A 20,904-nucleotide genomic window follows, 5' to 3' on the forward strand; every position below is an offset into this window, starting at 1 on the left:
AATTTCTTAACTAGAAAATTGCCAGAGTAGTCAAAGTAACCAAACAGACTAACTGAATAACTAAGCTTAAGACCCGAAAAATCGGATTAAGTCCAGCTATATGAATCAGGGAATGCACAATCCGAAATACTATGTACACAACAACCAGCAAATCTACCACTGTTCCCGATACGCCGCGAACCGTGAGCAGAAAGACAACACCTATATATAAAGGGAGGTTTTCTACTAAGTTGGACTGTACCCGAAATAGTCGCCAAAGCAAGCTTTCATCATTTTGTATTCCGAACTCTTTGGGAGAGCCACCAGCGGATAAATGCCGAATCCTGACCGTAAGTAGAAGAGCAACGACAGTAATCGTCCACACGATGAAAATTGCTAAACCCCAGAGAGGAAAGGTCATATCGATAGTAGGTATGGCTGCATTCATAGACTTAATTAACTTTCAAATTACTCAATTTTAACAGGACTTACGCACCCAAACAAAGAAACCGGGTTTTTTACGAAAATACTTGGTTTTAACCACAGATGAGCTCAAAAACCCGGTTTCTGGGACGACTTGCGTAAGTTTTATTTAAACAACTTACAAACAACCAAAAAACCAATGCTACAACTGTAACGTAAACAGGCTAACAATATTGTTAAGCAATCTGATGTTGTTGTATTATTTTACAACAGATTTCAGATTGATAGGTAACATCTTGGTGGGAATTGCTGAGCATCATATTTTTCTAACAATTTTAAATCTTTTTGGCAATTCCCCCTACTTATTTTACCGTACTTCACTTGCCTGCAATCTGCTGTAGCTTCCCACTAATTGAGCCACTTGAGTACGAGCAGATGCGATCGATTCAGCCAAACTTTTGCCATCAGACTCGTCATTTTCAAAATGGATAAAGCTGATATCGGTGATGCCAATAAATCCAAAAACAGTTCTTAAATACGGGTCTTGATGATTCATCTTCTCATTGCGCTGGCCAGGTTGAAACCCAGAAGCACCTCGCGCCGTAACGATCAACATTTTCTTACCCAGTACGAGAGGTTTGTAAGGATTTGTAGAGTTTTCTGGCGCAAAAGCAAAGGTTCGTCCGGGACGTACAATCTGGTCAATATATGCCTTGAATGTACTGGGAACGCTAAAATTGTACATGGGAATGCCCATGACATAGAAATCGGCAGCTAAGAATTCATCTATAAGTTCATCGCTAATCCGAATCCCTTCCTGAAGTTGAGGGGTGCGCTCCTCTGGGGGTGTATAGGCCCCTGCAATCCACATTTCATCAACATGGGGAACGGGATTGCGACCGATATCTCGATAGGTGACAATATCGTTAGGATGAGTTTGTTTCCAAGCTTCAACGAATTCTCGTGTAAGCCTGCGAGAGTGCGATCGCTCACCGCGCGGACTAGAATCAATGTGTAACAAGCGTGCCATAATTTTTCGTAGTAGAACACTATTCCAGTTTAGGAGAAACTCACCGATATTTCGCTATCTAATTCTTGCGCTACTATCACAATCTTGCGATCGATTTTCCGGGCGATCGATGGGTGTTATCCTTAAGTGAATACAATCAGATAATCGCGATTTAGTTTTGTGTCATGGAGATGCCAAAGGGTTATGAAACTCAAACAACCTGCTTTCCTATCTTGTCTAGTCAAAAGCAGGGTTGGGAAAATATTATAGTTGAGGAATTTCAGCACCCACCAGGAGAGGGAAGCACTCATTACAGCGATGAACACACAATTTGTCTGTCTCTTGCACCTCGTCCCGTTCGGTTACTGCAAATCAAGGGAGGAAGAACCCATGCGGGACTCTGTGGGAAAGGCGATATTTCCATAACACCTGCCAAAACACCATTTTTTGCACGTTGGGATGGTGACGATCGCTACTTGGAGATTCGGATTGCGTCTCGTTTTATTCAAAGCGTTGCTAGAGAAGCTCTAGCGATGAATCCCGATCGACTTGAATTACTCCCAGAATTTCGCACGCGCGACCCTCAAATTGAGGCGATGGGAATGCTACTTTTTGCTGAACTAAAACAAGAAAATTTAGGCGGAAGACTTTATATTGAATCACTGGCAAATGTATTAGCAATACATCTGCTCAGACAATATTCTGCGGTCAAACCTCGACTTTCAATTTATGAGGGTGGCTTACCGGAACGTCAAGTTTTGCAAATTTTGGAATACATCAATGAACATTTGAATCAAGATATTAAGCTGGCAGATTTAGCCGAATTATTGGGGATGAGTCAATTTCATTTCAGCCATCAGTTTAAGCAATCAATTGGGATAGCTCCTTATCAATATCTGCTTCAGCAACGAGTAGAACGGGCAAAGCAATTGTTGAAACAAACAGATCGATCGATTATGGAAATTGCCTTTTTGTGTGGGTTCAATAGTCACAGTCATTTGAGCAAACAGTTTCGGCAATTTACAGGTATGACACCGAAAGCATATAGAATAAATTAGTTAGATAACTATACAAGTTATCGATGGAAAATGCGAGCGCTTTTGCTTAAGCAAAAAATAAAGTAGGGTAAGAAACGCTCACCCTACTTTATAGCAACTACTTCGCGATCGCCACCCGATCGCTAACTTCCTCTAGAACAGGAAGAGTTGCGAGTTACCAGAAACGCCGAAGTTTGCGTCCACAGTAGCGAACAAACTATTACCACCAACCGTAGAACCGTTAGAGTCATAGTAAAGTTTAGAAACCGTGCCATCATAGATCGCAACGATCGCCGGACTTGTGAGAGTTGTCTCAATCTGAGCTACAGTCGAACCTGTGCTGTTGTAGACGTAGAAACCAGAACCAAGAGGCCCTGTCCCAAAGCCACTAAAACCGACGCTATCAAGGCGAATTAGATCGTCAGCAGTGCTGTAATTGGTAATAAAATCGCTGCCAGCAGCATCAGTGCCATTGAAAACAAAGACATCATTGCCGACACCACCATCTAGCGCGTCCGTCCCGAAACCGCCAATTAGGGTATCATTGCCAATACCGCCAGAGAGGGAATCAGAACCGTTACCTCCAGACATACTGTCATCGCCTTCACCACCGAAGATAGTGTCATTGAAGGCAGTGCCAAGTACGCTGTTATTGCTAGCGTTGCCAGTAAATAGTACGGGCCCGCTAAAGCCATAACCACCAACGCCGGTGCTAAAGTCATTAAGTGCAGTTGGGTAGGTATTGCCTGCGGCTGTGAGATCGGCAATACTGCTCAGAGTCGTAGTAGTAGCAGCAGTAGGTGCGATCGTACCACTGAAGACAAAATCCGCACTCCCCAAATTCACAGGGCCATTCTTCAGAGTGGCAACAGTGGTGAAACCACCAGTAGTCGTACCATTCGAGTCAAACACTAACAGTGTCTCATTGGCAGCATTAGTGAAAGCAAAGAAACCAGGACTTGTGGAAACCCCTATAGCCTTCGCTTGTGCGTCCTCGAATTTGGCGTAAGTACCGCCAGTAAAGATGACTAACTCTTTACCCGCGATATCAGGGGAAACACCGCTGACAGCATCAAAGTTAGCTGTCGTCAAATTGCCGAAAGCCGCACCTACAAACTGGAATTTGTCAACCCCAGCGATAAAGTCGGTAATTGTATCTCCGCCTTCAGTGGGAAGTTTGTAAGCGAAGATATCCGCACCTTCACCGCCAGTCAGGATATCTCCACCTAACCCACCAGTGAAGAAATCTGCACCACCTGCGCCAGTCATAAAGTCAGCAAAGGCCGTACCTGTAACATTGTTAGCATTGGCATCGCCAATGAATAACAGGGGCCCAGTAAAGCCGTAACCGCCAACATTATTGCTGAAATCAAGGTTGCCAGTAGGATAGGTATTTCCTGCGGCGCTGAGATTGACAATGCTGGTGGTAGAAACCACAGTCGGAGTTGGAACCGTACCGTTGAATAAGAAATCTGCCGTACCCAAACCGGTAACGCCAGTACCTAAATTGGCAATTTCTACGGCCGAAGCAGAACCAGTACCATCGACATCAAACACTAACACGCCTTCACCCGCAGCATTTTGGAAGAAGGAGAATACAGGAGAAGTACCTGCCCCTGGCAATGCTGCAAATTGAGTCTGTAATGAGGCTAAACTAGCGTAAGTACCGGAGAAAATTAACAGCTCTTTCCCTGTAATATCAGTAGTCGGGCTGGTAATATTCACTAAGTCAAAGTTTGAGCTATTAAGATTGCCGAAGGCCGCAGAAACGAACTGGAATTTATCGGTTCCAGAAGTAAAGCCAACAATCTTATCGCCGCCTTCTTTGGTAGTAATGTAAGAGAAAACATCGGCACCAGTGCCACCTGTCAGCCAATCTCGGCCAATACCACCGACGATGGTATCGTCGCCATCATCGCCATAAAGGGAATCATCGGCCTCGCTACCCAGGATTTGGTCGTTACCCAAACCGCCTTTGATTTTATCCTTGCCTTTGCCGCCATTGATGTAATCATCGCCTTCGCCGCCGTCAATTTCGTCGTCAAAGTCGCTACCTATGATGCTGTCATTTCCTCCCAAACCGTCGTACTTGACGGGGGCGGGAAATGTCCCCAGGTTGACAATATCAGCGCCAGCAGTGCCCAGAGGAACCGTAACTGATGGCCCGCTAAAGACAAAGTTGCTGATGCTGAGAGTAATCCGGGCTGAGAATTGGGCAACAATCTCAAAGCGAGTACCAATTGAGAACACTAAGACGCTGCGGCCTGTAGTAGCATCGGTAAATTGGCAGAAAACGGGGCCGCTATTGCCGCCAAGGGCCGCAAACCGGGCTTGCAAGGAGGCAATATCGGTGACGCTGGTATCGTCACTGAAGTCTAGGAAGTTAGAACTGCCGATGATGCCTGAGAAGCTAGAAGTAATCGTCAGTTTAGTGAAACTGGAGATGCTGATATTGCCGAAAGCTGCGGCAGAAAATTCGAGAAAATCTTCGCTGGCATTGAAATCGGTAATCAAATCTGCATCTGCGATCGCATTTACGCCTTGACGGGCTTTACGATAGATGAAGCGATCGCGACCGGCACCCCCAGTTAGGATATTTTTACCTTCACTGCCTTCGATTTCATCGTTATCGTCACCGCCTTCGATTTTGTCGTCACCTGTACCGCCTTTGATTTTGTCGTTACCCAAGCCGCCTTTAATGTCATCGCCACCATCGCCAGCTTGGATATCATCCCCTAGCGGGGAACCGGTGATCGCTTGCGGAGTTGTATTGCCGACAAAATTAAAGATGGTATTTACGACTGATATCTTTAACCGTTGGCCGCTGATTGTGGTTTTGCCATCACTCACGTCAAAGCTGAAGCTGGCATCACCAGTAAACCCAGCCGCAGCTTGGAATGTCAGCAGGCGGAGGTTGATATCGAGTTGGGTAAAGGTGAAGTCGGTGGAGGTAATCGCTTGGCCATTATAGAATAGCTGGCCTTGGGCAGCAGTTGGCAGTTGTGTGATTTTGTAGGTGATGCCGCTAACGCCATCTTCAGAATCAAAGAATCGCAGAGATTCAAATGTGATGATTTGGAAGCCACCGGCTGCGATCGCTAATTCTTTGTTAGCTTCCAATACGGGAGGCGTGTTGGTTGTCCCCACAGGTGATGTGGTACTACCGCCACTCTGGAAGAAGTCGCTGGCTTCGAGTACCGTGGCGCTGACGTTCAAAAGTACTGCCAGTACAAAGTTACTGCTACCACGAATCTCGGTATTAACACCAACTTGGACGAAGGATAAGCTGCTGAAGCTGAAATCCCCCGCTAGTAGGAATTTGTCGCTGTTATCTGTATAGTCTGCGATCGTTGATTTGCCGCCGCTGGTAACGTTTTTGATGATAAAGACATCGTTACCCGCGCCGCCAACACAGGTATGGTTGCCTGTACCGCCAGTTAAGGTATCGTTACCTTCTCCTCCAGAAAGGCTGTTGTCGCCGTCGCCGCCTTCTAGACTGTCATCCCCAGCGCCACCTTCTAGGCTGTTATTGCCTTGACCCGCTGCGATCGCATCATTACCGGCACCACCATTAAGGGAGTCGTCTCCAGCTTCGCCCAAGATAGTATCATCGCCGTCATCTCCCAAACAAGTATCGTTGCCGTCGCCGCCAACAATACTATCGCTACCAGTCCCGCCATCACAAGCGTCGTTGCCTGTACCGCCGACAAGGGTATCTTTGCCGCTATCACCGACGAGGCTATCATCGCCAGCGCCACCTTCACAAACATCGTTGCCGTCGCCACCCAAGAGAGAATCATCCCCTGCGTCGCCGCTAATGCTGTCGTCACCCTCATTGCCACTACAGGCATCGTTGCCATCGCCACCCATGAGAGTGTCATCGCCGCCGCCGCCAACAATGCTGTCATTGTCATCGCCGCCGTCAGCTACATCGTTGCCATCACCGCCAATACAGGTATCGCTACCTTGTTCGCCAACGATGCTATCGTTGCCTGTACCACCAGAGATGCTGTCATTGCCTGCCCCACCGCTACAGCTATCGTTGCCGCGATCGCCACTAATGGTATCGTTGCCATCATCGCCATCACAGATGTCATTACCTTTACCGCCGTAGAGGGTATCGTTACCATCACCGCCGCTAACGTCGTCATCGTCTTGGTTGCCATGTACCCAGTCAGTACCATCGCCACCTTCACAGCGATCGTTGCCTTTGCCACCAAAAGCGGTGTCATCGCCTACATCACCAGTAACGCGATCGTCACCGCCGTTACCCATCGCTACGTCATCGCCATCGTCACCACTGGCAACATCGTTACCCTCGCCGCCGATACAGGTGTCATTATCTTTGCCACCGTAGAGGATATTACCGCCTGTTCCCCCTTGCAAGGTGTCCTCACCTTTGTTGCCATATAACGTCTTGCCCCCGGTACCGCCTACGATCAGGTCATTGTCATTAGTGCCATTGATGATGTCATCATCGTCATCGCGATCATCATCATCGTCATCGTCGTCTTTGATATTCCCCTCTTCAGGAGAACCGATCTGATTGGAAATAATGGTTGCATTGATTGAATTAATCGTTGGAATTGCAGTTATACCTTCTTCAGGAATAGGTATTCCTACAATATTGGCTTCTAAGATTTCGTCGGCCATTGTTGTCTTTCCAGAAAACAGAGTAGATTGTTGAACGCAATCGAATTTAGGTCAAAACCGCAGAGTATCTCTATTAAAGCCTGATTTTTTTTGAATAGCAAGTAATTTTATAGCTAGGGGCTACGATGCTCAAGGCTAGGTACTAGCGAAATGGTATTAGAATCAAGGATTTAAGGAATTCGGAATGTCTTAAACCCTTAGCGGTTGCTATAGTAAAGAGTTAAAAATTGGCGATTCAGGCTAAATCTTTGCCATTGAGTATAAGTAGGCGCAGCCAATATCCTGACGTTTACGCCCTCAAACTTGTGTCAGAATTCCAGCAGAATTAGACGAAACTTAACTCTCGCCCAAATAGCACCACCAAACATTTTCCTGTCCGCAAGTGAAACAGGATAAAATAGCCTGCTTTAGTGGATATTACTTAAGTATTATTGAGATTAAACTCAGTTAAGGACTATTAACTGCACCCTTTATAAGTCTTTTTATGCTTATCTAATAAAGTATACCCACCTTGGAGCGTAAATATAACATCTCTCTACGACAAATCAAAAATCTTCCTGAAATCAAGTTACAACCTCATCAGCTTATTACAGACTTAAGCTGGCTATAAAAATCAGCGCTAAACTTGGTTAATTACTGGCAACAAGTCATCAGTCTAAAGATGGATTAGGGAATAGGCGCTTTTTTTGGGGCGATGTCTGCGGCTGGTTGCGCGATCGCATGGAAGTGAGAAACCGGGTTTCTTTTCCAAAATCTTGGATGAGATGCTTTAGTTATCTAAGAAACCCGGTTTCTTGGGTAAGAAAGGTGCGATCGCCTGATTTATATACACCGATCGAGAAAATTAAGAAAGCTCCTTCAATGTACTTGAGACGACATTCTATGTAGAATAAATAGAATAAGATTGTGAGCGATCAACAAATGGCACAAATTACCACGACTGAATTACCCCAAACCCTCCAGACTTTATTGATAGAGGTCGAACGCACCAAAACCCCTCTAACGGTCATCCATGAAGGAAAAGCATTGGTAATTATTTATCCTGCGACCACCCAAACTCTACGTCCTAGCTTTGGCGCAATGAAAGGAAGCGGTGAAATATTAGGAGATTTAATTGCTCCTGTCGCCGAACCGTGGGAAGTTTTAGAATGAAACTTTTACTCGATACCCACATTTGGCTGTGGTATTTACTCGGCGACCCGCGCCTATCGCGATCGCTTCAAACGGCCATAGTCGATCCTAACACCGAACTTTGGCTGAGTCCAATTAGCATTTGGGAGACACTCATGCTTGCAGAAAAAGGACGGATATCTTACAGCCCTATCCCGTTACGTGGGTTAACTTAGCTTTAAAAACCCTGGAAACTCGTGAAGCCCAAATGAATCACCCTATTGCTATTTTAAGTCGCCAGATTGCACTACCTCATCAAGACCCCGCAGACCGATTTATTGTCGCCACAGCCATTTATTATGGCTTAAATTTAGCCACAGTTGATGCTAACCTTACAAACAATGCGGCGCTACAAATACTCAGTTAGACAATAGCGTAATTAACCCATACAACTTTACTTTCGGGTATAATGACCCTCAGCGAGATGGGATATTCTATATTTTTGTAGGCGATCGCGCTTTCTTTTGGTGAGGCGCGTGGGGGTGAGAAACCGGGTTTCTTTTCCAAAATCTCGGATGAGATGCTTGAGTTATCTGAGAAACCCGGTTTCTTAAGAAATTCGCGCTTTAATAAAGTCACATTAAATACCGATTAATATTGGGTTGAGGGAGAAAATTTAAGCGAGGGGAGAGTTGCGATGCCTACCGCTGACTTCGCCTACGCACTTGGAACAGGCTAACAACTTGCACAACTATCACAATCGGAGTAAACTTAGTTTATAGACTTAGTTTTTTAAGAGCATGGAAACTGTAAATATCGATCAGGCTAAAATAAATCTCTCAAGTTTATTGTCGCGTGTAGAACTTGGAGAAGAAATCATTATTTCAAACGGATCTATCCCAATAGCTAAGTTAATTCCGTTTTGTAATTCATCCAATCGACGAGCTAGTTTAGGGCAAGATCGAGGGAAATTTATTGTACCGGAAGACTTTAATGAGCCTTTACCAAAAGAGATTTTGGCAGCATTCGAGGGAGATTAAAAGTGAAACTTTTGCTGGATACGCAGTGTTGGTTATGGTGGTTTTCTGAGCCAGAACGATTGAATGAGAACGCGATTGCACATATTGCCGATGAAACGAACGAATTATGGTTTTCTGTTGCTAGTATTTGGGAAATGGGTATAAAAGTTGCAATCGGAAAGTTGCCGCTGCCAGAACCGATAGATGGCTATATTTCTAGTCGCATGGTGCTGTTAGATGTGCAATATTTAGAAATTAGATCGTCTCATGCTTTACGAGCGGCTGCGTTACCCTTACATCATCGAGATCCCTTTGATAGAATGCTGATTGCTCAGGCTCACATAGAGGATATGACGCTTGTGAGTGCTGATTCAATGTTCAAGCAATACAGCGATATTTCCCTTCTTTGGGCTGCTAATTAGTTAGATTTTATTTCTTATTTATAAAGGTATGAGATTGGCGATCGCGCGTGGGTGAGAAACCGGGTTTCTGAAGAAAATCTCGGCGGCGATACTTTAGTTATCTGAGAAACCCGGTTTCTTAAGATCCACTGGGTTTCAACCGCCGAGCGTTATCATCAAACGAATCGTAAAGAACCCTCAAGGCTGACAGGAGAAACTGGTTGCACGATCGCGATCAATTCATCCGCACCCGAAGTCTTCTTAAAGATACCAATACCAACAGGCAATCCTGCGGGAGTAGCACCTAATTGGTAAGTGCTAGGAGCACCTTGCAGTTGAATGACATCCTGATTAGGGTTGAAACCGACAATCAAAGCGTAGTCGCCATTGCCAGTAGCGGTATCGTTGCCATCGTTGTAGTAGAATTTGGTGGCATCTCCCAGTAAGAAAGTATCGTTGCCTTCTCCGCCAATGAGTGTATCGACTTCGCCGCGCCCTGGATTAGCTGCGGTATTATCAACACCAATTAGGATATCGTTTCCGTTATTGCCATAGAGGAAATCGTTACCAGTACCGCCAAACAGAGTATCGTTATTTTCACCTCCGTAGAGGGTATCGTTACCATTGCCGCCGTCTAAGGTATTGTTGCCGCGATCGCCCCCAAGCACATCATTACCATTGCCACCAAATAAAGCGTCGTCACCTTTTCCTCCTAACGTCGTATCTTCGCCGTCACCTCCAGCAAGGCAGTCGTTGCCTTCGTTGCCAAAGAGGAGATCGTTGCCGCTGTTGCCAAATACCACGTCTTCGCCTTTGCCTCCGAAGAGGATGTCGTCGCCGCCATTACCTCCCAAGGAGTCATTTCCTTGGTTGCCAAAGAGGATATCGCTAGAGTCGTTGCCAGCGATCGCATCATCACCATTGCTTCCGAAACTCAGCGGTTGCTGGTTAGTTGCTGCGGGTGGGTTTGTGAATGTGGGTGCGATCGGAGTTATGACTGTGACAGCCGGAGTAGGAGTGAAAACGGGTACGGGTGCGGGTGTCGGTGTCGGAATTGGTGTGGGCGCAGCCGTTGGCGCTGGTGTTGGTGTGGGTGTAAAAATGGGAACTGGTGTAGGTGCGGCTGCGGGCACCGGTGCTGGTGTGGGTGCGGGAGTTGGCGCAGGCGTACCCGTCGGTGTTGGTGCAGGTGTACCCGTTGGTGTTGGTGCAGGTGTGGGAACCGGTGCGGGTGTGGGTGTGGGAGCTGGTGCGGGTATCGGTGTGTCTGCTAAATTAGCAGTGAGGATCGCGGTACCGGAGAGGTTGCTCACAGTTTCGATGAAGCCAGTACCTGCGACAGTTGCCGATGCACCGAAGAAGTCTAAAATTAGAACGTCATCCGTAGGATTGGCGATGCCATCTTTGTTGATGTCAATCACTAAATTAGTGCCTTGTCGGGCTAAGCCTGTATTTCCCGATGACAACGACAGGGAAACCGGAGCGCTGGTAGTGCTACCGCTGAACTCAGGAATGTCTAAGCGATCAATGCCATCAGTATCCTGAATTGAAATTTGTTTAGGTCCGTTAGCCAGGATTAGATAGCGATCATTACCTGCACCGCCTCGCAGCACACTGCCGCTGCCAAATCCGGCATCAAGCGTATCATCGCCCGCACCACCTTCCAAGGTGCTAGAGTTACCACCATTACGAATATAGTCATTGCCATCTCCTCCTAAGACGAGGGTTCTGAAGCTACCCAAGAGGCTGTCATTGCCCACACCACCATCCAAGGTAGAGTTAGCCTCCCCTTGCAGGGTGTCATCTCCATCGCTACCAGCAAGACTGCCATTTCCACTCAGAAAGTCATTGCCAGTACCCCCATCTAGGCTGTTATTTCCAAAACTGCCAAGCAAGGTGTCGTTGCCATCTAAGCCACTGATAGTATCATTGCCCTCAAGACCTGAGATGTTGTCATTACCAGCAGTGCCTGTAAGATTATCATCGCCAGGAGTGCCGGTGACTACATTGAGTCCGGCTGCTGCCGTAGCCTCAGTGAGATTGGCAGCGAGGATTGCTGTACCGGAGAGATTGTTGATGGTTTCGATTAAGCCAGCACCCTCGACTGTTGGCGATGCACCGAAAAAGTCTAAAACTACAATATCTTCGGCAGCCCTGGCTATCCCGTCTGCGTTAACGTCAATCAGCAGGCTTGTACCTTGTCGGGCTAATCCTATACTTCCAGGCGACAAGGATAGAGAAACATTTGTGCTCAGGGGATAACTTTGAACTAAGAGCCGATCTATGCCACTGGTATCCTGAATCTGACTTGCTGGTCCGTTAGGGGCTAGATAGACATCGTTGCCAGATCCCCCTCGCAGCACATTACCAAACAACGAAAGCTGGGCATCGATCGTATCATCGCCAGCACCCCCATCTAACGTGGTATTGGCGTTTAAAAACTCAGTAGAAAGAATATCGTTGCCGTCGCCACCAAAGAGGCTGTCGTTGTTGTTGTTGCCGCCTACCCGAAGGGTGTCATTGCCTGGCCCGCCATCTAAAGTGTTATTGCCGGAGGAGCCACTAAGGGAGTCATTGCCGTCTTGACCAGAAACGCTGTCATTGCCAGACCCTTTAAGAGTATCATCTGAGGCTGTACCGAGAATTGTTGCCATATTTTCTCCTGCTTACTACAAACAGGCGATCGCTATTTTTTAGACAGGACTTACGCACCCAACCAAAGAAACCGGGTTTTTTTACGAAAATACTTCGTTGTCACCCAAGATTATCTAAAAAACCCGGTTTCTGGGGCCATGAGCGTAAGTCCTATTTAGATAAGCTTTTCGCCTTAACTATCTATCAGGGCTTTTGCCCAAAAATTACGCCGTTTCTCAAAAAAACTTTTTTCAGCAAATCTTGTTGTATTTGCGACAAAAAGTGATAAAATTATCTGCTTTCTTTAACAAATGAAGTCAAAAACAGCGATCGCCGGCTAATATCTATTTAGACTCTTATCCCGATCGTTACAAATCACCATAAATCCCACCAACTTTAAAATTGCATCCATACCCCTCTCTAATGCCTAAAACTTACTTGTTTGCATCATCGTATTTTCTTTGGAAATCAAAGCTTTGTCTACCATAAAAATGTTCAATTTTGTCAAAAAAATTATCTGAACTTCACTTTATTGAATCTACTTTTGTGCAAAAATGTAGAAAAATGTATTAAATTGTTCCTAAAGGTGAGCTATAATACAAAAAAACTCACCTCTCCGAGCGCCAATGAACCTGAAAGAAGCCTTAAAACTCGCCGATAAAATAGTCTTCGAGAAAACAGGTGAGCATCTAGACGACTTACAAGAAGCCGTACTCCAAGGCACTATAGAACGGGAGACCTACAAGCAAATAGCAAAAAACTTTGATTGTTCGGAAAGTAGTGTGAGGAAAGTGGGAGCAGAATTATGGCAATTACTTTCAGAAGAATTGGGAGAAGATATCAGTAAAAAGAATTTTAGATCGGCAATTAAGAGGTTCCAAGTCTCTAATTCTTCAAACTTTGCACAAGGTGACGTTGTAACCATCGGTAATTTCAACATCTGTGAACAACCCAGACACCCACCAAATACACCAAATCCCCACCCACCAAATCAAGAAACATCTAACCCAAAACAACCTGAAACTCCACATCAAGATTTAAGCGAGATGCCACAATTAGGCACTTTCTACAATCGCACCCCCGAACTTCAAACCCTCACCAATTGGATTCTACAACAACACAGCCACCTCATCGCCCTCACTGGCATCAGCGGCATCGGCAAAACATCCCTAGCAGTACAACTCGTACAACAAATAAAAAATCAATTCGATTATATAATTTGGCGCACCATCGACGCATCCCACACCCTCGATGAATTTCAACACGAACTAATCCAGCTTTTCTCCCAGTCATCCAAGCTAGATTCACCTGCAACTAATCCGAAACCCTTACCCTTAATTAAGTATTTACAAAAGTACCGCACTTTAATCATCTTAGATGACATTCACAATCTTTTCAGTAGCGGCGAATTGGCAGGAAAGTATAAACCAGAATATGAAGAATATCGCTCATTTTTCAAACAGATAGAAAAATTATCCCATCAAAGCTGCTTTCTCTTAATCGGTTGGGAACAACCCAGAGAAGTAACTCAAGCAAAAAGCCAAAATACTCCCATTCGTACCTTACAACTCACTGGTTTAGATATCGCAGCCGCACAGGAAATACTCAGAGATAAAGGATTAGGAGAAATCGACAACTGCGAAGCACTCATTCACCGCTACCAAGGTAATCCTTTATGGTTAAAAAGCATCGCTAATCTGATTCAAGAGTTGGGAATTGGCATTACTGAGTTATTATTAGATGATACTCTATTATTACCCGAAGATTTGAAAGATATTTTACAGGAACAGTGCGATCGCTTATCCGAATTGGAAAGACAAGTTTTATACTTATTAGCTAAGGAAAGCAATCCCGTCAACTTAGCAAAATTACTAGAACAAGGACAATTATCATCCTCAGATTTACTAAACGCATTGCAATCTCTATCGCGACGTTGCTCGATCGAAAAACAAGACAACCTTTATACTTTGCCACCTATACTGAAGCAGTATATCAAACAATTAACAGTTAACAGTTAACAGTTAACAATTAACAGTTAAAAAATTTTCAGAATTACCCTGAAATACAGGCCTAATGCCTGAAGTCCTTTAAAGAGGACTTATCATCCGGTGGCAAATCTCCTATAAGAGACTTTACCCTAGAAGTTAAGGACGGAAATTTAGGGGGTGAAATTGGCAAGGGTGCAAAATGCTTTTCCCCAGTGAGAGAAGGGCAAGAAAGTTTCTAGTCGTGATGGGTAACTGCTGAGGGCTAATTTCCCGATCGGGAACTCAACACTTAGAAAGCTCATAAAGTCTCAGAAATTAGCAACTTATAGGTAGGATCGCTTATTTCCTACCACTATATCAAGAAACTTTTATTGATTTAGCTAGGACTTGCGGACGCGGGGCCAAAAACCAGGTTTCTGCGTCAAATAGCAAGGAAGGAGAAAAGGGTAAAGGGGAGATTTATCTTCCTTCGTCATAATTAGTCATAGAGAGGCTTAGCAATTGCTAATGCAGACCGTAAACACAGGGGCAATTGAAGACTTGACCAGGAGGGCACTAAATCTGTGACCCAAGAATTTTTGTTATCTGTTACCCCAGTTGGGGAAGATGAATATCTCGTGAGGACGGAAAGGGTTGCACCCGGCGTACTGCTGGCAGAAGAATTGGTGACTTGGCCAGTAGAAGAGTGGCTTACCCTTGCTCAACAACTGATGAATGACCCTTTGCTTGGTTTGCTTGAGGGAAAAGTAGCTTTGGCACAGGGAGAAAGGAAGCCAAAATCAGGAATTTCGACCCCATCTCTCAAAACCAGTCCTAGACCGAATCTGACGGCTCTCGGTCAACAGCTCTATAATGGGCTATTTCAAGGCAATCTCCGGGATAGCTGGACTTGCGCTCAAGCTATTGCTCAGCACCGCAGAGAGTTGTTACAGTTGCGTTTGGGGCTGAAAGGGCGACGTTTGCCGCGTTTGCCTTGGGAGGTTTTGCACGCTACCGATCGCCCTTTGGCTACTGGTACGGATGTGATTTTTTCCCGCTATCAACCGGGTGTCAGTTTGCTCAAGCAAAGGCGAATGCTTACGCCTCAGCAGCCGCTAAAAATTTTAATGGCGATCGCAGCCCCCAATGACCAAGACAGCTTACAACTCAAAAGAGAAGCCCTCCACCTCCAACAGGAACTCCAAAACCGGGCTACTCTTGAAAATAATGTTTATGCCCCGCAAATTCAATTAACAATCCTAGAACAGCCCGATCGCGAACAGCTTACTCAAGCCTTAGAACAGGGACAATATCAAGTTCTACACTATGCCGGTCACAGCAATCTGGCAGCTAGAGGCGGCGAACTTTACTTGGTCAGCGACAGGACAGGTTTAACTGAGACTTTAAGCGGGGACGACTTAGGGGGTTTGCTAGCTAATAATGGCATTCAAATGGCCGTGTTTAATTCCTGTCGGAGTGCCTATGGCGATCGCTTTGATGGGGATGACACTGGAGAACGCAATTTAGCAGAAGCGCTGGTGAAGCGCGGTATTCCTGCGGTGTTGGCGATGGCCGAACGCATTCCCGATGAAGTAGCTTTAACTCTGACGCGCTTATTTTACCGCAACCTGAATCAAGGTTATCCGGTGGATCTGAGTTTGAGCCGAGCGAGGGCGGGTTTAATTTCTGCTTACGGTTCTCATCAGTTGTACTGGGCCTTGCCGATTCTGTATCTGCATTCAGATTTTGACGGCTATCTGACTGGGGCGCAAACTGGGATTTGGGCTGAAGCTAAGGGAGTAGATGCGACTTTAACAGGCAATTTGAGCTATCCGCCATCTTATCCTGCTCTCCGTCACGGTCAGCAATCAGGGGAAAATCTGGTGGGATACGACGGACTTGCGCCTGATGAGGAAATAGAAAGTCCTTTGGTGACAGACTTTGGCGATTTCGCTGATGATGAAGATGATTGGGGCAATGAGGCTGAAAATTCAGCTTTAATTGCTAATTTCAGGCATCAGCTAGCTAATAATGAGTCCCAAAGAGAGGAGGCTTTAAATCAGAGGAGACAGAAACAGGAGCATAGTAACAGTATTGCTCAATCTCAAAGTCCTTCTTCTGTTCCCTCGTCGTTTAAGCGAAATTCTCCATCCCAAATCCCACAACCTGCTAATACTAATTCTCGCCAAAAGCCTAATCCGCAGGCAGAGCAATTACCTAGCAAATCGGCGCGTTCAAAACAACCGCCTGTTAAAACGGGAAAACACAAGAAAAAATCTTTAGCATGGGCTTATTGTTTATTTCCAACGGGTATTGTGGCATCAATGGTATTGGGTTTGTGGTTTTGGCAAAACCGAGGGCCCAAACCTGGGGAAATGTTGCCGATCGCATTACCACCAATTACGGACTCTGTGGGCCCAAACGCCGAAGTTGTTAATCTAAAAGTAGCTAGTAGTTCTCAGGTGCAAGCGATCGCGATCCAAAAGTTTAATCAAGGTAAGCTTTCTGAAGGACAACAAGCTGTAGAAGAACTCTTAGATCCTAAACGGCGACAAGCACTAAAACACGCTGAAGTTGCTCTCACGGCGGCTTCGGAAACAGCGCCGGACAACCCAGAAATTAAGTTTCTCTGGGGTCGTTTGGCGTGGCAATCGATTCAATCTGACCAAAATAATAATAAATATAGTGTTGATGATGCTAGGCGTTACTGGGAAAGTGCTCTGAAATCGCGCCCAGAATCGGTGGAGTATCGCAATGCTTTGGGTTTTGCTTTGTATGTGGAAGGCAATTTAAATCAAGCTTATCAAGTTTGGTTGGAAGCGCTGGATTTAGTGGAAGCAACTGTCGGGACAGGGCCACAATCAGTTGCTTCTGACCCAGCTTCGACAAGAAATGAGGAAGCGCTAACTGCTTACGCTGGATTAGGATTGGTGAGGATGCAGCAGGCGCGCGATCGAGGATTGTCGCCTCAGCAGCGGACTGATTTGTTGCACGAAGCAAGTAGACTCCGGGAACAGGTGATAGCAAGTGATGCGGAGAGTTTTCAACCTACTTCTCTGAGTCAAAACTGGTTATGGCCCCAGAAAGCGATCGGGGATTGGCGATCGTTACAAAAAATGTAAAAAATGGTAATTGGTAATTGGTAATTGGTAATTGGTAATTGGTAATTGGTAATTGGTAACTGGTAACTGGTAATTGGTAATCGATCGGGACTTAAACAATACTAACAGAGCGTCATCGCTCATCTAGAAAGGGGTAAAGCTCGATATCAGATTGTTAGGACTTACGCTCATGGCTCCAGAAACCGGGTTTTTTAGAGAATCTGTTGGTTATGGCGAAGTATTTTTGTCAAAAAACCCGGTTTCTTTGGTGGGTGCGTAAGTTTTGATTGTGTTAAGATTTTAATAAATTCTGTAGGAAATACAATTTTTTTACTTTAGGTAACTAAGGAGAGTTGCGGTAACTATCTTGTGTGAATGAATATAAGTAATAAAATGTAAATAGATAGAATTGACGCTCCTCTGTCAGTCTAAGTAAGTCTAAGTAAAGGATTTCAGCATAAAATATCCTGACGGTGACAGAAGAGTGCTAGTCTGATTTGTAAACAACAAAAAACTGACAAAAAGGATATTCATAGATGGCTAACGTTAATTTTCGTAAACTTCATCGCCAAATTTCACCGATTATATTCATCCCTTTACTATTAACAGCCTTAACGGGAGTTGCCTATCGGCTGGCAGAAAGTTGGTTAGGTATGGAAGAGGATGGAACCCAAAATTTTATGGATATTCATCTTTTTATGGATATTCACCAAGGAAGCTATCTCGGACAGAAACTCAGAGCATTTTATGTACTTTTACTGGCTTTGGGAACGATTGGACTAATTGTTACTGGTCTAACGATGACCAAACTCTTTGGTGCAAATCGTCCTGAACGACCAGATGCTAAACTTGATTTTCGTAAAGTTCACCGTATAGCTGCACCAATTATTTTCTTACCTTTAGCAATCAGTGCGGTGACAGGTTTAATCTATCGAATTGGCAGAAGTTGGTTTCAAATGTCGGATGAGGTAGGAGAGATTTTTCTGAAGATTCACCAAGGAGAATATCTGGGAGAATTCCTAATGCCCATTTATGTACTTTTGGTGGGTTTGGGAGCTATATTGATGCTGGTCAGTGGAATTAATATGACTGGAATTTTTCGGAAGAAACGGCAGCCACAAATAGATAAAGAAAGCGATGAATAGAGCTATTAAAAAGGAGGTGGTGTGGGGGCGATCGCAGCTACAAATAATAATGTTTAAATGAGTGAAAGGCTATAGGCTTTAAGGACATCCTAAACTTTCGCGCGTAGAAACCCCTGTCACTGAATTTATGCCCTCTGCTTTCTCGCACAGTAAATTAACTTGATATGAGTCAATAATTGCATCAGTAAAATCAGCACCAGAAATTGCAGTATCGTAAAACCTAGTCCGAGTCAAAATAGCTTCTGTAAAATTAGCATTAGTTAAATTTGCACCATCAAATGTCACCCTATCTGCCAAAGCGCCGGAGAGATTTGCATTTGACAAATTGGCATTCAGCAAAACTCCCTTAGTTAAAATTGCGTTAGTCAAATCAGCACCTTCAAAATTTGTATTTCGCATCTCAGCAGCAACAAAAGTTCCTCCTGCTAAATCAGCTTTAGAAAAATCGCGATTTGACAAGTTAATGTTAGTGTAATTAATATTTGTTTTCGGCAATGCAAAAGCGGGAGTAGCACTCAGTAGTACCCACATACAAGCCAGGATTAAAATTACAATCAGACTGAGCAGATGGTGTAAAATTGGTTTAATGAAATTTGCCATCATAAAAATTGGTACTAGGAGAGTGAAAAATACCCACTTCTATTATGCAAAATTCTGGCAGGACAAATCAAACAGTTTCAATTTACCAGAGCAAACCAGGTGTCGGTTTAGAAGGATTTGGTCTTTCATAGCGCGGCCGATTCAAAACAGAATTAGCTGAGTCTGAAATTAAACCCCTTGGGCCTATGGCATTAATAAAGTTTAAAATGTCAGGATCGTTAGGCTTAAGCTTCAGAGCTTGTTGTGCAGATTTTCGCGCTTCAGACTCGCGTTTTTGACCCACAAGCGCGGCCGCTCTCAGCATCCATAATTGATAGTTGTCAGGTGCGATCGCAATGCTACGATCGTAAGCTAGCACTGCTTCAGAATACCGTTCCAACTCCAACAATAGCATTCCTTTGAGAGTCCAGGCTTCCCCTTGCTTGGGATCGATTTGAATTGCCTTATCTAAAGATGCGATCGCATCTTGATACCGTCTCAAATCGTAAAGCGCCTCGCCTCGGCCAGTCCAGGCGGGTGCGAAATCTGGTTTAATTCTGATGGCTTTGTCATAAGACGCGATCGCATCCTCGTAACGCTGCAAATTTGCTGCTAGCAAATCACCGCGAATATACCAGGCAACATAGTCATCAGGTTTAAATTGAAGTGCTTTATCAAAAGATGCCAAAGCTTCTCGATCTTGGTTCAAAAAAGCTAGCAAAGCACCGCGATCGCGCCAAGCCAAATGGAAATCAGGCTTAATTTTAGTCGCGCGATCGTAAGCCGCGATCGCCTCTTGATACCGTTCCATTGAAGCTAGCACATTGCCGCGCCCGTACCAAGCTGGATAAAAATCAGAATTAATTTTAATTGCCCGATCGAAAGCTAAAAGTGCCTCTTCCAATCGCTCTAAACGATATAATTCATTACCGCGATTTGCCCAATCAACAGCATTAGAACTACCCGCAGCAGTAGGAGCTTGTAAAAAAGCTTCAATCGAGCGAGATTCTTGTTGAGTTAACTCCAAAGGTGGGGAAATTTCTACTTTCAAACTTAACTTAATTCCTGACTGCTGAATAGCTCTCAAAAACCTTGCTACAGGTACGCCAGAACTGAACCCAAGCTTAACGCGATAAATCTCTCTTGACTTAGCATCATATATTTTCTCACCTTCAGACTGTCCATGAATACCAATCACTCGCCCCTGAGTATCTAACACAGGAGAACCGCTCATTCCTACCTCAGTTATATTAGTATAGAAAAGCTCGTAACCCTCAGAAACAGCATCTTTAATAAAAGCCAATTTGTAATCGTTGCTAATCAATAATCCAGCATTAAACAAACGCCGTCTATTGGCGATCGGTAGTTTCGACTCTTGCCAGCCAGAAACGAAAACATACTTAAATCTCGCATCATAATCGTAATTAGCCAGAGTTGCAACTTTATAGTTTTGGTTGCTTGTAAACTCCAACAAAGCTAAATCTAAACCTGGTAATTTCCTGACAGTACGGTAGTTTAAAGGATATCGTTTACCGTCATGAGTCGCGATCGCATATTCATCTTCTGTGGCTACAACGTGCTTAGCCGTCAGGACATAATAAGTATTGCCATTTCTAGCAACGATCGCTCCAGAACCAGGATTAATCCCATCAATTAATACTGTAACATCTGAGGCAATTCGGTTGACTTTATTAGCAGTTAAAGCGACTGCTAGCTGAGGTTGAACTAGCACAATAGCGGCCCCTGTTAATGCTGCGGAAATTCCATAATAAAGATTCATGTGTTTACCTTAAATATAGTTTAAATATCTATCTCATGACTTACGCAAAAGTATTTGTAACGCCGCC

At 44.7% G+C, this 20,904-nt stretch carries 15 protein-coding genes; 9 read left to right on the plus strand and 6 right to left on the minus strand.

All coding sequences use genetic code 11. The annotated features are described in order from the left end of the window. Positions 1 to 10 precede the first annotated feature (10 nt). Positions 11 to 427 carry an MAPEG family protein gene (locus PN499_RS20795; protein ID WP_272034202.1) on the minus strand — a complete coding sequence of 139 codons (417 nt, stop codon included), beginning with the start codon at positions 425 to 427 and terminating at the stop codon, positions 11 to 13. Between the two features lie 342 nt (positions 428 to 769). Then, positions 770 to 1,432 (minus strand): FMN-dependent NADH-azoreductase, encoded by a 663-nt coding sequence (locus PN499_RS20800; RefSeq protein ID WP_272034204.1) that lies wholly within the window; start codon positions 1,430 to 1,432, stop codon positions 770 to 772. Positions 1,433 to 1,602: 170 nt separating this feature from the next. Here PN499_RS20800 and PN499_RS20805 point away from each other — a divergent pair, with 170 nt between their 5' ends. Further along, entirely contained in the window at positions 1,603 to 2,469 is an 867-nt protein-coding gene (locus PN499_RS20805) for a helix-turn-helix domain-containing protein (protein ID WP_272034207.1), read from the plus strand. Between the two features lie 132 nt (positions 2,470 to 2,601). On the opposite strand, the gene PN499_RS20810 is transcribed toward PN499_RS20805, so the two are convergent. Then, positions 2,602 to 7,101, minus strand: a complete 4,500-nt coding sequence (locus PN499_RS20810) for a cadherin-like domain-containing protein (protein WP_272034209.1) — start codon at positions 7,099 to 7,101, stop codon at positions 2,602 to 2,604. 906 nt (positions 7,102 to 8,007) lie between these two features. Here PN499_RS20810 and PN499_RS20815 point away from each other — a divergent pair. The 5 genes from PN499_RS20815 to PN499_RS20835 all read left to right on the plus strand — a co-directional run bounded on the left by PN499_RS20815 (position 8,008) and on the right by PN499_RS20835 (position 9,652). After that, positions 8,008 to 8,253 carry a type II toxin-antitoxin system Phd/YefM family antitoxin gene (locus tag PN499_RS20815; RefSeq protein WP_272034212.1) on the plus strand — a complete coding sequence of 82 codons (246 nt, stop codon included), beginning with the start codon at positions 8,008 to 8,010 and terminating at the stop codon, positions 8,251 to 8,253. Continuing rightward, a complete protein-coding gene (locus PN499_RS20820; protein ID WP_272034214.1) occupies positions 8,250 to 8,447 on the plus strand; it encodes a type II toxin-antitoxin system VapC family toxin in 198 nt (65 codons plus the stop codon). The genes PN499_RS20815 and PN499_RS20820 overlap by 4 nt, the downstream gene beginning before the upstream one ends. 32 nt (positions 8,448 to 8,479) lie before the next feature. Beyond that, positions 8,480 to 8,638 (plus strand): PIN domain-containing protein, encoded by a 159-nt coding sequence (locus PN499_RS20825; RefSeq protein ID WP_272034215.1) that lies wholly within the window; start codon positions 8,480 to 8,482, stop codon positions 8,636 to 8,638. 373 nt (positions 8,639 to 9,011) lie between these two features. After that, the gene (locus PN499_RS20830) at positions 9,012 to 9,251 is read left to right on the plus strand and encodes a type II toxin-antitoxin system Phd/YefM family antitoxin (protein WP_272034217.1); all 240 of its coding nucleotides are present in this window, start codon (positions 9,012 to 9,014) and stop codon (positions 9,249 to 9,251) included. A 2-nt stretch (positions 9,252 to 9,253) separates the two neighbouring features. After that, complete coding sequence (locus PN499_RS20835) at positions 9,254 to 9,652, plus strand: type II toxin-antitoxin system VapC family toxin (RefSeq protein ID WP_272034219.1); 399 nt, start codon at positions 9,254 to 9,256, stop codon at positions 9,650 to 9,652. Between the two features lie 155 nt (positions 9,653 to 9,807). On the opposite strand, the gene PN499_RS20840 is transcribed toward PN499_RS20835, so the two are convergent. Next, on the minus strand, positions 9,808 to 12,285 hold the full coding sequence (locus PN499_RS20840) for a calcium-binding protein (RefSeq protein ID WP_272034221.1): 2,478 nt from the start codon (positions 12,283 to 12,285) through the stop codon (positions 9,808 to 9,810). A 606-nt stretch (positions 12,286 to 12,891) separates the two neighbouring features. On the opposite strand from PN499_RS20840, the gene PN499_RS20845 reads away from it, so the two are divergent. The 3 genes from PN499_RS20845 (at position 12,892) to PN499_RS20855 (ending at position 18,478) form a co-directional block, all read left to right on the plus strand. Continuing rightward, complete coding sequence (locus tag PN499_RS20845) at positions 12,892 to 14,283, plus strand: NB-ARC domain-containing protein (RefSeq protein WP_272034223.1); 1,392 nt, start codon at positions 12,892 to 12,894, stop codon at positions 14,281 to 14,283. 533 nt (positions 14,284 to 14,816) lie between these two features. After that, the gene (locus PN499_RS20850) at positions 14,817 to 17,354 is read left to right on the plus strand and encodes a CHAT domain-containing protein (RefSeq protein ID WP_272034225.1); all 2,538 of its coding nucleotides are present in this window, start codon (positions 14,817 to 14,819) and stop codon (positions 17,352 to 17,354) included. A 515-nt stretch (positions 17,355 to 17,869) separates the two neighbouring features. Then, positions 17,870 to 18,478, plus strand: coding sequence for a PepSY domain-containing protein (locus PN499_RS20855; protein WP_272034227.1), 609 nt, complete (start codon positions 17,870 to 17,872; stop codon positions 18,476 to 18,478). Between the two features lie 78 nt (positions 18,479 to 18,556). On the opposite strand, the gene PN499_RS20860 is transcribed toward PN499_RS20855, so the two are convergent. Continuing rightward, positions 18,557 to 19,081 carry a pentapeptide repeat-containing protein gene (locus PN499_RS20860; protein ID WP_272034229.1) on the minus strand — a complete coding sequence of 175 codons (525 nt, stop codon included), beginning with the start codon at positions 19,079 to 19,081 and terminating at the stop codon, positions 18,557 to 18,559. Between the two features lie 79 nt (positions 19,082 to 19,160). Next, positions 19,161 to 20,837 carry a serine protease gene (locus PN499_RS20865; RefSeq protein ID WP_272034231.1) on the minus strand — a complete coding sequence of 559 codons (1,677 nt, stop codon included), beginning with the start codon at positions 20,835 to 20,837 and terminating at the stop codon, positions 19,161 to 19,163. Positions 20,838 to 20,904: the final 67 nt, after the last annotated feature.

Origin of the sequence: Kamptonema animale CS-326, from assembly GCF_028330895.1 — a bacterium.
Taxonomy (GTDB): Bacteria; Cyanobacteriota; Cyanobacteriia; order Cyanobacteriales; family Microcoleaceae; genus Kamptonema; species Kamptonema formosum.